Here is a 12,307-nt window from a genome sequence, read left to right on the forward strand (position 1 = left end):
ATTTACTCATTCTTCAGAAGCACAATAAGCTGAATGCCTGCTCCCTCTTTTTTCAGACGGCCTTTTATTATAAGAACACACCAGCATTGCGGCTGTTTTGAGTACCTCCACAATATGCTATAATCCGCCGTTAAACTTTTATCTTTTCAGGAAAAACCATGAGCTTGAAATGCGGCATCGTCGGTTTGCCCAACGTCGGCAAATCCACCCTCTTTAACGCGCTGACCCAATCGGGTATCGAAGCGGCAAACTATCCTTTCTGTACCATCGAACCCAACGTCGGCATCGTTGAAGTCCCTGATCCGCGCATGGCCGAATTGGCAAAAATCGTCAATCCGCAAAAAATGCAACCTGCCATCGTCGAATTCGTCGACATTGCCGGTTTGGTTGCAGGCGCGAGCAAAGGCGAAGGCTTGGGCAACCAGTTCCTCGCCAACATCCGCGAGACTGACGCGATTGTTAACGTCGTACGTTGCTTTGACGACGACAACATCGTTCACGTTGCAGGCAAAGTCGATCCGATTGCCGACATCGAAACCATCGGCACCGAGTTGGCACTGGCCGACTTGGCTAGCGTCGAAAAAGCCATCGTCCGCGAAGAAAAACGCGCCCGCTCAGGCGACAAAGACGCGCAAAAACTGGTCGAGCTGTGCAAAAAACTGCTGCCGCATCTGGACGAAGGCAAACCCGTCCGCTCCTTCGGTTTGGACGCAGAAGAACTCGCCATGCTCAAGCCGCTGTTCCTACTGACTGCCAAACCTGCCATGTACGTCGGCAACGTTTCCGAAGACGGTTTTGAAAACAACCCGCACCTCGACCGCCTGAAAGAATTGGCTGCAAAAGAAAACGCGCCGGTTGTGGCTGTATGCGCTGCGATGGAAAGCGAAATCGCCGAATTGGAAGAGGACGAAAAAGCCGAATTCCTCGCCGAGATGGGCTTGGAAGAACCCGGCTTGAACCGCCTGATTCGCGCCGGTTACGACCTTTTGGGTCTGCAAACCTACTTCACCGCCGGCGTCAAAGAAGTCCGCGCTTGGACCATCCACAAAGGCGACACTGCGCCACAAGCTGCCGGCGTGATTCACACCGACTTTGAACGCGGCTTCATCCGTGCCCAAGTTATCTCCTACGAAGATTTCATCGCTTTAGGCGGCGAAGCCAAAGCCAAAGAAGCAGGCAAAATGCGTGTGGAAGGCAAAGAATACGTTGTACAAGACGGCGATGTGATGCACTTCCTCTTTAACGTATAAACCCAGCGTACCGCTTTTTTCAGACGGCCTTTTCTAAGATTAAGGCCGTCTGAATTTATTTTCAGGCGGCCTCATGTCTTGAAATATCAACAAAACAAGACATCATCTCCATAATAAATACGGGCATGACCCGTAATTTTTCTTTCTTAAAATCTCTCGTTTCTTACCTACGCCTTACCTAAAAATAGCGCAAGGTTACATCATTAATAACAATACCACTGATATGACAATAAATAATTAAACAATACCACATCGTATTGATTCATTATAAAAACAACATATTAAATATTATGTTGAAACTATCAACTGTATCCCTACTCTAATCTATTACTATTCAAACGCATATCATCAGCAATCATTCTAAGAAGGCAAACAAACTGCCCAGTACTGACAAACGATGGCTGATCTCCGAAATACTGCCATTCTCGGCAGGAATTACTTTTCAGACGATGCCATTAAAATAAACTAATTAAAATCAAAATATTATGAGCAAAGTTTTATCTTACCGCCCAGATATTGATACATTGCGTGCCGTTGCTGTTCTATCCGTTGTCGTTTTCCATATTGAAAAAAACTGGCTGCCTGGCGGCTTTCTTGGTGTCGATATCTTTTTTGTCATTTCCGGCTTTCTGATCACGATGATTATCCATCGTGAAATGAGCAGCGGGATTTTCTCGTTCAAAAAGTTTTACATCCGCCGTATCAAGCGGATACTGCCCGCATTTTTTACCGTATTAACGATAACGCTGATATGCGGCTTTCTTTTATTCACCAAAGATGATTTTTCCCTTTTATGGAGGACAGCCCTGTCCACCTTGGGGTTCATCTCCAATATCTTTTTTGCAAAGGGTCAGGGCTATTTCGACCCCATACAAGAAGAAAAACCTTTGCTTCACATTTGGTCTTTATCGGTTGAAGAGCAATATTATTTCGTCTTTCCGATATTGCTGTTACTGGTCGTCCGCAAAAGTTGGCGCACTCAGTTTGCCTTCCTCATCACGCTATGCGTATTCAGCATTTTGGCTTCTTTTATACCGACTTCACTGGATAAATATTACCTGCCCCATCTGCGCGCCTGCGAAATGCTGATCGGCTCGTTGACGGCCGTGTGGATGCAATATCGGCAACAACAAGGGCTGGATACCGGCAAACCATATGCGGCGGCAGGCGCATTGCTTTCCGTCTGCGTACTGTTTGCCTGCCTGTTTGCCTATACGGAAAAAACCGCCTATTTCCCGGGGCCTGCCGCCATCATTCCTTGTTTGGCCGCCGCCGCATTCATTTATTTCAATCAATTTGAACACCGGCTGAAACAATTCTTCCAATGGAAGATTACCGTCGGCATAGGCTTGATTTCCTATTCGCTGTATCTGTGGCATTGGCCTGTATTGGCTTTTATGAGATACATCGGTGTAAACAATCTGCCTTCGTATTCGACTGCGGCCGCGATTGTCTTAATGTTTGCACTCTCTCTGCTTTCTTATTATTTTGTCGAGAAACCGTTTAAAAAGTGGAAAGGCTCTTTTGCCCAATCTGTGGCATGGGTTTATGCCGCCCCCATGCTTGTTTTGGCCATAACGCCTTTTCTTGCCATGAGGCTTCCGTTTATGGAGCAATACGACCGTATGGGATTGGCGCGTTCCTACACTTCTTGCCACAACAATACCGACAAACAATGTGTTTGGGGCGATACCGACAAGCAGCCGGAATTACTGATTTTGGGCGATTCGCATGCCGACCAATATAAAACGTTTTTTGATACCGTCGGCAAAAAAGAAAAATGGTTGGCAACAATGGTCACTGCGGACAGTTGTGCCTATGTAGAAGATTATGCCGCCCCCGTATTCAAGCAAAACGCTTCCTGCCGTGCCGTTTATGAGTATGCCAAAGAGCATCTGCCCCAATACTCAAAAGTGCTTTTGGCCATGCGCTGGGGCAGCCAAATGCCTGAAAACAGCCACTCCCTTGCTTACGATGCCGATTTTTTCAAAAAATTCGACCTCATGTTGAAAAAACTTTCTTCGGAAAAACAAGCCGTTTACCTGATGCTGGACAACCCTAATCTATCCTACAACGGTTTGCGCACCTATATTTTGTCTTACCGCATACCGGGATTTAATCAAAATCTTGTTATTGATGAGCAAAACACTTTTAAAGGAAACGAACGCATCAAAAAATTAGCCGAAAAATATGCCAATGTGCACATTATCGATGCCGCCGCCTATATTCCGCAGAATTTCAAAATCAACGGATTGCCGGTTTATTCCGATAGAGACCACATCAACCCTTACGGCGGCAGAGAACTGGCCAAGCGTTTTTCTGAAAAACACACGCTTCTTCAGTAAGCCATAGCCATTCATCCGATGAAATTTGCTACAATTAGCAGTTTGTAAAACTGCTAATTTTTTTGGAAGATATCAATGAGCGTCATCAAAGACCTACAATCGCGTGGCTTAATCGCGCAAACTACCGACATCGAAGCCTTAGACGCTTTGCTAAACGAACAAAAAATTTCCCTCTATTGCGGTTTTGACCCGACAGCAGACAGCCTGCACATCGGCCACTTGCTGCCTGTATTGGCATTGCGCCGTTTCCAACAAGCCGGCCATACGCCGATTGCTTTGGTAGGCGGTGCGACCGGCATGATTGGCGACCCAAGCTTTAAAGCCGCCGAACGCAGCTTGAATTCTGCCGAAACTGTTGCCGGCTGGGTAGAAAGCATCCGCAACCAATTGACCCCTTTCTTAAGCTTTGACGGCGACAATGCGGCCATTATGGCCAACAACGCCGACTGGTTCGGCAGCATGAACTGCCTCGACTTCCTGCGCGACATCGGCAAGCATTTCTCCGTCAACGCCATGCTGAACAAAGAGTCTGTCAAACAGCGTATCGAGCGTGACGATGTGGGCATTTCCTTCACCGAGTTCGCCTATTCCCTGCTGCAAGGCTACGACTTTGCCGAATTGAACAAACGCCACGGCGCGGTTTTGGAAATCGGCGGTTCCGACCAATGGGGCAACATCACTGCCGGTATCGACTTGACCCGCCGTCTGCACCAAAAACAAGTATTCGGCCTGACCCTGCCTTTGGTAACCAAATCCGACGGCACCAAATTCGGCAAAACCGAAGGCGGCGCGGTATGGTTGAACGCGAAGAAAACCTCTCCGTACCAGTTCTACCAATTCTGGCTGAAAGTCGCCGATGCCGATGTGTATAAATTCCTGAAATACTTTACCTTCCTGTCCATCGAAGAAATAGACGCCATCGAAGCCAAAGACAAAGCCAGCGGCACCAAGCCAGAAGCGCAACGCATTCTCGCCGAGGAAATGACCCGCCTGATTCACGGCGAAGACGCTCTTGCCGCCGCCCAACGTATTTCTGAAAGCCTGTTTGCCGAAGACCAAAGCCATCTTACCGAAAGCGACTTCGAGCAGCTGGCACTCGACGGCCTGCCGACTTTTGAAGTTTCCGAGAGCCTCAACGTGGTGGAGACTTTGGTGAAAACCGGTTTGGCGTCTTCCAACAAAGAAGCACGCGGTTTTGTCAACAGCAAAGCGGTTTTGCTCAACGGCAAACCTGCCGAAGCCAACAATCCGAACCATGCCGCTGAAAAACCTGACGATGCCTATATGCTGACCGACGAACACAAACGTTTCGGCAAATACACCATCGTCCGCCGCGGCAAACGCAACCACGCTTTGTTGGTTTGGAAATAATCTTTAAACATTAAACGCATCGTTTAAAACAATCATGCCGTCTGAAATCAGCTACACTTTTTTCAGACGGCATTTTCTATTGATGATATTCAGTTTTCCCAAAAAGAAAGGACAGGTATTACACCTGCCCTTCTATTAAATAATCCAATTTTTTAAGCAACTTTTATCGCTTACTTACTGCAAACGCTCATTCTCTTGACGGACGGCATTCACCACGTCCGCACCAAACAAAGCGTTGACATCGGTTTCATCAAACACATATTTGCTATGGCAGAAATCGCAGTCAATTTGAATGCTGCCTTGTTCCGCCACCACGCCGCCGACTTCCTGACCGCCAAGCATCAACAGCATATCGCTGACTTTGCCGCGGGAGCAGGTGCAGGCAAATTCAATGGCTTCCGGTTCAAAAACGCGGGGCGGGGTTTCATGGTAAAGGCGGTAAAGGGCGTGATGAGCGTCCAAACCGGTCAATTCTTGCGGAGTAAGCGTTTGCGCAAGCGTGGTCACATGTTCCCACGCAGCATCATCCAATTCTTCTTCCGGCAGACGTTGCAGCAATAATGCGCCTGCGGCGTGGTCGTCGGCGGCAAGCGTAATATAGGTATCGAGCTGCTCGGAACGTTTCATATAGTTGACCAGCATTTGCGCAATGCTGTCGCCTTCCAGCGGCACAACACCTTGCCAAGGGTCGGCATCTTTAGGCTGATGGGTCAAAACGAACACGCTGTTGTCGCCCAACAGCGCAGTCAGGCTTTCATCATCACGGATTTCAGCGTTTTCGTCCCAACGGGCAGTAGCGCGGACAGTATTTTCAGAAGTCGCTTCCACCACCAACATTTTCAGACGGCCCTGACCTTGAACCTGAACAATCAGCGTGCCTTCGTTTTTAAGGTTGGCAGACAATAAAGAGCCGGCGGCCAGCAACTCGCCCAAAGCGCGGCGGATGGCGACAGGATAATGTTTTTGGTTGACGATGTGTTGCCAAACCTTTTCGAGGCGGATGTGCATACCGCGGATGGGCATATCGTCAAAGATAAAGCGTGTACGGATATCGCTGTGATTTTGTGTCATGTCAGTCTCTGAAAATAAATCAATGAATGCCGCTTATATGGTTGCAGCGGCGGATAAATCAAGCGAAACCGCGCCCGATGTTTTTCTAGTTCGTTTGGAAACAAGGGTTTAACGCAAAATAACAGCAGTTTTTTTGCCAAAAAGACAGTTTTTTAATACAATCAAGCAGATAACAAGAGAATGATACGGGATAACATCTCAGAAACCGGCAATGTGCCTGCAATCGGCAGGGAATGCCTTCTGAAACGGAAGTTTGTACAATGAATTTTTTACTCCGGCTCGCAGCAGTTTGGACTTCGGTCGCCATGCTCGCGAGCGTCAATTTTTCTTACGCCGATGATTTGGAAAACCTGATTACCACCCGTCAGCGTGTTTTAAACCAATTCAACGACAATGCCAATGTTTACGGCAATACGCGTCAGGCAACCCCTGTCCATCCCACCAATACCTATTCTGCCGCAAGCAACAATACGCGTGCACCTTCGGGCAATGCAGATGAGTTAATCGGCAGCGCCATGGGCTTGCTCGGCGTGGCCTACCGCTACGGCGGCACATCGGCTTCCACCGGCTTTGACTGCAGCGGCTTCATGCAACACATCTTTAAACGCGCCATGGGCCTGAACCTGCCGCGCACTTCTGCCGAACAAGCGCAAATGGGCGTTGCCGTGAGCCGTTCCGAATTGCAGCCGGGCGACATGGTCTTTTTCCGCACCATGGGTCGCGGCCGTATTTCCCACGTCGGCCTCTACATCGGCAACAACAATTTCATTCACGCACCGAGAACGGGCAAACGCATCGAAATTACCAGCCTCGGCCACAAATATTGGAGCGCGAAATACGCCTTCGGCCGCCGTGTAAAGAAAAACGATCCTTCCCGTTTCTTAAACTGAGGTAAGCTATGGCAATGCCGCAAATGCCCAAATGGTATGACGACGACGGTCAGATCGTTTCCTGTACCGAAAAAGTCAAAGTCATGACCGAAAACTTGAACGAACTCTACCAAATGGCGCAGGACGCTTTTGAAGACGCCTTGCTGATGGGTTGCTCCGAAAAACAGTTGCGCGAATACTTCCGCGACTTAATGGCAGGGCTGGAAAATCCTTATCAAAAAAATGGTTAGTTCTTCAATCCATACGAAAAAGGTCGTCTGAAAATTTTTCAGACGGCCTTTTTTATTGGGCAGATCCCCTACCCTATTTCTAACATTCCACCACGCGCACGGATACGGGGACGGCTTTTTTCTGCAAGGTAACGGCCAGGCCGGCGAGTGAGGTTTCTTTGTAGGTTGCCTTCATATCGCGGCCGGTTTGCAGCATGGTTTGAATCACTTCATCAAGTGAAACTTTTTTGTCTGTGCCGTCTTCCAAAAGCGCAAGGGTGGCGAGCTTGAGGGCTTTTTCGGCGGCGATGCCGTTGCGCTCGATACAGGGGATTTGCACCAAGCCGCCGACAGGGTCGCAGGTCAGGCCCAAGTGGTGTTCCATGGCCATTTCGGCGGCGTTTTCCACTTGTTTCGGGGTTCCGCCGATAACTTCGGCGTATGCACCCGCCGCCATAGAACACGCTACGCCGACTTCGCCTTGGCAGCCGACGTCCGCGCCGGAAATCGATGCGTTGGTTTTGTACAAAATGCCGATGGCGCCGGCAGTCAGCAGGAAGTCTTCGACACGCGATTGGTTGGCGTGCGGATTAAATTTGCGGAAATAGTGCAAGACGGCAGGAATAATGCCTGCCGCGCCGTTGGTCGGTGCGGTTACGACGCGGCCGCCAGCGGCATTTTCTTCGTTGACCGCCATGGCGTACACCATCGGCCAAAGTTGGGTATTGACGATTTCGCTCTCGCGCAGGACTTTGAGTTTGGCCGCCAACTGCGGCGCGCGGCGGCGGACGTTCAAGCCGCCCGGCAATTGCCCTTCCGCACCCAAACCGCGCTTGATGCAGTTTTCCATCACATCGGCTACGGCGGCCACACGGCGGCGCACTTCCGCTTCATCGCAACCTGCCAACGCTGCTTCATTGGCCAACACGACTTCGGAAATATTCAACTGGTTCAGACGGCATTGTGCCAGCAACTCGTCGCAGTTTTTGTATGGATACGGCACATCGGCATTTTCCTGCGCCTCTTGTGCAAACCCTTCGTCTGTTACGACAAAACCGCCGCCGACCGAATAATAAATCTGCTCTTTCAGCTTCTGGCCGTCTGAATGGTAGGAGATAAAGTTCAGGCCGTTCGGATGTTTGGGCAACACTTTGTCGCCGCGGATATCCAAATCTTTTTCGGGATTGAAGGCCATTTCGCGGCCGTTGAGTTTTAAAACGTGTTGCGTGCGGATGCGTTCCAAGCGTTGGGGGATGTCTGCCAGCGGAATATCGTGCGGCAGGCTGCCTTCCAAACCGAGCAATAATGCGTCGAATGTGCCGTGTCCGATACCAGTCAAGGCAAGCGAGCCGTACACTTCAATGACAATGCGCGCCACTTGTGTGTCCAAGTTTTCGGCATGCAGCAAATCGGCAAAGGCGGCTGCGGCCTTCATCGGGCCGACGGTGTGCGAGCTGGACGGGCCGATGCCGATTTTGAAAATATCAAAGATGCTGATCATAATTTTCCTATTATTGTGTGTGCGGGCTGGCTGTTTTTCAGACGGCCTTAAGGCCTAAAGAGGAATCTTTTGCACCGCTTGCCAATGCAAGTACCAAATGTCCGACAGTCATCAAAGGATCGCCTGCTTCCGGCGAGGTGTATTTCAGCGTCAGCGGTTTTTTACGCAAGGGTTCGTAACGGCTGACTCTACAATGCGTGTCTTCCAAACTTGTAGAACCGGAGCGGTATCTGTATGCCAACAGCCGTAAATCGTTCAAGTCCATCTTCATGCCGTTGTCTAACAATTCGCGCAACTGGTTTTCCCAGGCAATATCGTTGCTTCCGTCTTTAATGGCAATCAAGATGGACTTTTCGAGGATTTTTTTGATGTGCTGATTCAAGGAACGGATTGGGAAATGCCCCAGCCACAACAAATCGGTCTCTGCAAATTGTGCGGAAAACTGCTCGATAAACCAGGAATGTAAACCTCGATAATTCGGCGAATGAAACAGGGTTGATTCAACCTTGTTGCCATCTTTATCCAACATGTAATGGCAGCCGATAATCACGCTGCAAGATTCGGCAGCCCATCTGGGAATAATGACTTTAGGGGTAAAGAGCGTTTCGAGGCGTTGCTCGGTAAATTGAGTGGTGAAATCAGGGTTGTATTGCAACGATGTCGGCAAATAGCCGCGCCAAAGATACATGCCGATCTTGTATTCACCGATGACATCCAAGAGTTGTTCCAGCATGGTACGGCTAGGACATGAAATAAATTCGTCCGCATCCAGCGGAAAAACGAAATCTATCGCTTCATCTTTTGCTACAAGCTGCTTCATAAGCAGGTTTACCAATTGGTCTTGATTGAACTTGAGCGCTTGATATTGATAGATAAATACCGGTAAACCTTCTTCTTTCAATTGAATCAGGATTTCCCTTGTGCCATCGCTGCTGCCATGATCGATGATGTGCATTTCATCCATCAGCTCGAGATTATGACGGACAAACGATTCGATCACGTCGTTTTCGTTGCGCACCATACTGATGCTGATTAATTTTTTTCTCATAAATTACGCAATGTATTGAGATGTTTTAATATTTTTCAGACGGCCTCTATCCAATCGGCAATCCGTTTTTCAACGGATTCGGCATTCAGCCCCAAATCGGCTAAGAGTTTTTTCGGGTCGCCGTGTTCGGTAACTTTGTCTTCTACACCCAGCAGCAATACCGGTTTGCAAATGCCGTGTTTCGCCAACACTTCCAACACCGCGCTGCCTGCGCCGCCTGGTTCGGCATTCTCTTCAACGGTAACGATGTAATCGTGGCTTTGTGCAAGATGGACGATCAGCTCTTCGTCTATCGGTTTGACAAAGCGCATATCGGCAACGGTCGCGTTCAGCTTGTCGGCGGCGGTCAATGATGGGGCAACCATGCTGCCAAAGGCGATAACGGCAATTTTCTCGCCTTCTCGACGGATGATGCCTTTGCCGATTTCAACGGTTTCCAGGCCGTCTGAAATGGTTGCGCCCGTGCCTGTACCGCGCGGATAACGGACGGCGGACGGCGAATTTGCCTGATAGCAAGTTGAGAGCAGCAGGCGGCATTCGTTTTCGTCACTTGGTGCGGCAATAATCATGTTCGGCACGCAGCGCAAAAAGCTCAAGTCGTACAAACCGGCATGGGTCGGGCCGTCTGCACCGACAATACCTGCGCGGTCGATGGCGAACAAAACAGGCAGGTTTTGCAAGGCAACGTCGTGTACCAACTGGTCGTAAGCGCGTTGCAGGAAAGTGGAGTAAATCGCTACGACAGGCTTGATGCCTTCGCACGCCAAACCGCCGGCAAAGGTAACGGCGTGTTGCTCGGCAATACCGACGTCAAAATAGCGGTCGGGGAATTGCTGTTCAAACTCAACTAAGCCGCTGCCCTCGCGCATGGCTGGCGTGATGGCAACCAAACGCTCGTCCGCCGCCGCTTGGTCGCACAGCCATTGGCCGAACACTTGCGTATAAGTCGGTTTGGCCGCGGCAGGTTTCACTTCCGGGGCAGGAGCTTCGCTCGGCAGCTTGGCGACAGCGTGGTATTTGACGGGGTCGTTTTCGGCGAATTTGTAGCCGTTGCCTTTTTTGGTGATGACGTGCAACAACTGAGGGCCTTTGCGGCCGCGCAAGTCTTTTAATACATCGACCAGATTTTCAACGTTGTGTCCGTCCACCGGGCCTGTGTAACGGAAACCGAAGTTTTCAAACAAAGACAGCGACTGCTTGGCGTGTTCCGCTTCGCCTGCCAAGGTTTTGATTTTGTTTTCGACTTTTTGGGCAAGCTCCATCGCGCCGGGCAATTTGTCCAATACTTTGCTCGATTGTGCTTTGATGGTACTCAACAGGCCGTGCATATCGCGCACGACGTTGCTGGCGAGGTATTTCGGCAACGCGCCGACATTGGGGGAAATCGACATTTCGTTGTCGTTGAGGATGACCAGCAAATCGACATCCATATCGCCTGCACAGTTCAGGGCTTCAAACGCCTGACCCGCCGTCATGGCACCATCGCCGATGATGGCGACGCTGCGGCGGTTGTTGCCCAACCGTTTGTCCGCAACGGCCATGCCCAATGCCGCGCCGATGGATGTGGAAGAATGGCCTACGCCGAACGCGTCGTATTCCGACTCGCTGCGTTTCGGGAAACCGGCCAAACCGCCGTATTGGCGCATGGTGTGCATTTGATTTTTGCGGCCGGTGAGGATTTTGTGCGGATAGCTTTGATGGCCGACATCCCAGACCAAATGGTCTTCGGGCGTGTCGTACACATAATGCAGGGCCACCGTCAGCTCGACCGCGCCCAAGTTACTGGCGAAATGGCCGCCCGTCTTACCGACGGAATCCAACAGAAATTCGCGCAATTCGGCGGCGACTTGCGGCAGCTGTTTTTTCTCCAGACGGCGCAAATCCTGAGGCGTATCGATAATATCGAGCAAAGGGCTTGGGTTCATGATTTTTGGCGGTGATTTTTTGTGTAACGGACGATTATATCAAGAGATTGCACAACTTGTTACAAATGCTTTCAGACGGCCCGAACCTTTATCCTTTATAATACTGCCAACTGAAAACACAAGGCCGTCTGAAATGACCCAAAACGCAAACAACCTCTGCTGGCTCGATATGGAAATGACCGGCCTCAACCCGGAACACGACCGCATTATCGAAGTCGCCATGATCATTACCGACTCCGATTTGAACGTACTGGCGCAATCGGACGTATACGTCATCCATCAAAGCGACGAATTGCTCGACGGCATGGACGAATGGAACACTGCCACCCACGGCCGCACCGGCCTGACCCAACGCGTGCGCGAATCCAAACTGACCGAAGCCGAAGTCGAGCAAAACCTGCTGGACTTCATGTCCGCATGGATACCCGAGAAATCCACGCCCATGTGCGGCAACTCCATCCATCAAGACCGCCGCTTCATGGTCAAATATATGCCGCGTTTGGAAGCCTATTTCCACTACCGCAACTTAGACGTATCCACGCTGAAAGAATTGGCAAAACGCTGGAATCCGGCCGTTGCCAAAAGCGTGGTCAAACGCGGTTCGCACAAGGCATTGGACGACATCCTCGAAAGTATCGAAGAAATGCGTCATTATCGCGAGCATTTCCTCAAACTCCCTTCCGAACAATAATCTTAA

10 protein-coding genes are annotated in these 12,307 nt (G+C 50.1%); 6 read left to right on the forward strand and 4 right to left on the reverse strand.

Features of this window, described 5'->3' with window-relative positions; translation table 11 throughout:
• Positions 1–158 precede the first annotated feature (158 nt).
• The 3 genes from ychF to tyrS all read left to right on the forward strand — a co-directional run bounded on the left by ychF (position 159) and on the right by tyrS (position 4,966).
• Positions 159–1,250 carry a redox-regulated ATPase YchF gene (gene ychF, locus HMPREF2675_RS09860; protein ID WP_070814951.1) on the forward strand — a complete coding sequence of 364 codons (1,092 nt, stop codon included), beginning with the start codon at positions 159–161 and terminating at the stop codon, positions 1,248–1,250.
• A gap of 485 nt (positions 1,251–1,735) precedes the next feature.
• Positions 1,736–3,595: an acyltransferase family protein gene (locus HMPREF2675_RS09865; RefSeq protein WP_070814952.1), complete on the forward strand. Its 1,860-nt coding sequence runs from the start codon at positions 1,736–1,738 to the stop codon at positions 3,593–3,595.
• 75 nt (positions 3,596–3,670) lie between these two features.
• Positions 3,671–4,966: a tyrosine--tRNA ligase gene (gene tyrS, locus HMPREF2675_RS09870; protein ID WP_070814953.1), complete on the forward strand. Its 1,296-nt coding sequence runs from the start codon at positions 3,671–3,673 to the stop codon at positions 4,964–4,966.
• A gap of 174 nt (positions 4,967–5,140) precedes the next feature.
• Here tyrS and hslO read toward each other — a convergent pair whose 3' ends face one another.
• Positions 5,141–6,037: an Hsp33 family molecular chaperone HslO gene (gene hslO, locus HMPREF2675_RS09875; RefSeq protein ID WP_070814954.1), complete on the reverse strand. Its 897-nt coding sequence runs from the start codon at positions 6,035–6,037 to the stop codon at positions 5,141–5,143.
• A 260-nt stretch (positions 6,038–6,297) separates the two neighbouring features.
• Between hslO and HMPREF2675_RS09880 the strand changes: the two genes are divergently transcribed.
• Both HMPREF2675_RS09880 and HMPREF2675_RS09885 read left to right on the forward strand, forming a co-directional pair.
• On the forward strand, positions 6,298–6,927 hold the full coding sequence (locus HMPREF2675_RS09880) for a C40 family peptidase (RefSeq protein WP_049343546.1): 630 nt from the start codon (positions 6,298–6,300) through the stop codon (positions 6,925–6,927).
• 8 nt (positions 6,928–6,935) lie between these two features.
• Positions 6,936–7,157: a hypothetical protein gene (locus tag HMPREF2675_RS09885; RefSeq protein WP_036492912.1), complete on the forward strand. Its 222-nt coding sequence runs from the start codon at positions 6,936–6,938 to the stop codon at positions 7,155–7,157.
• A 79-nt stretch (positions 7,158–7,236) separates the two neighbouring features.
• Here HMPREF2675_RS09885 and HMPREF2675_RS09890 read toward each other — a convergent pair whose 3' ends face one another.
• From HMPREF2675_RS09890 to dxs, 3 genes are read right to left on the reverse strand one after another with little or no spacing between them, the layout of a single operon-like run.
• Positions 7,237–8,637, reverse strand: coding sequence for an L-serine ammonia-lyase (locus HMPREF2675_RS09890; protein ID WP_070814955.1), 1,401 nt, complete (start codon positions 8,635–8,637; stop codon positions 7,237–7,239).
• A 37-nt stretch (positions 8,638–8,674) separates the two neighbouring features.
• On the reverse strand, positions 8,675–9,685 hold the full coding sequence (locus HMPREF2675_RS09895; protein ID WP_070814956.1) for a glycosyltransferase family 2 protein: 1,011 nt from the start codon (positions 9,683–9,685) through the stop codon (positions 8,675–8,677).
• Positions 9,686–9,720: 35 nt separating this feature from the next.
• On the reverse strand, positions 9,721–11,610 hold the full coding sequence (dxs, locus tag HMPREF2675_RS09900) for a 1-deoxy-D-xylulose-5-phosphate synthase (protein ID WP_070814957.1): 1,890 nt from the start codon (positions 11,608–11,610) through the stop codon (positions 9,721–9,723).
• Positions 11,611–11,743: 133 nt separating this feature from the next.
• On the opposite strand from dxs, the gene orn reads away from it, so the two are divergent.
• Positions 11,744–12,301 carry an oligoribonuclease gene (orn, locus tag HMPREF2675_RS09905; RefSeq protein ID WP_039862353.1) on the forward strand — a complete coding sequence of 186 codons (558 nt, stop codon included), beginning with the start codon at positions 11,744–11,746 and terminating at the stop codon, positions 12,299–12,301.
• The last annotated feature ends 6 nt before the right edge of the window (positions 12,302–12,307 follow it).

The organism is Neisseria sp. HMSC061H08 (genome assembly GCF_001836795.1).
GTDB lineage: Bacteria > Pseudomonadota > Gammaproteobacteria > Burkholderiales > Neisseriaceae > Neisseria > Neisseria subflava_A.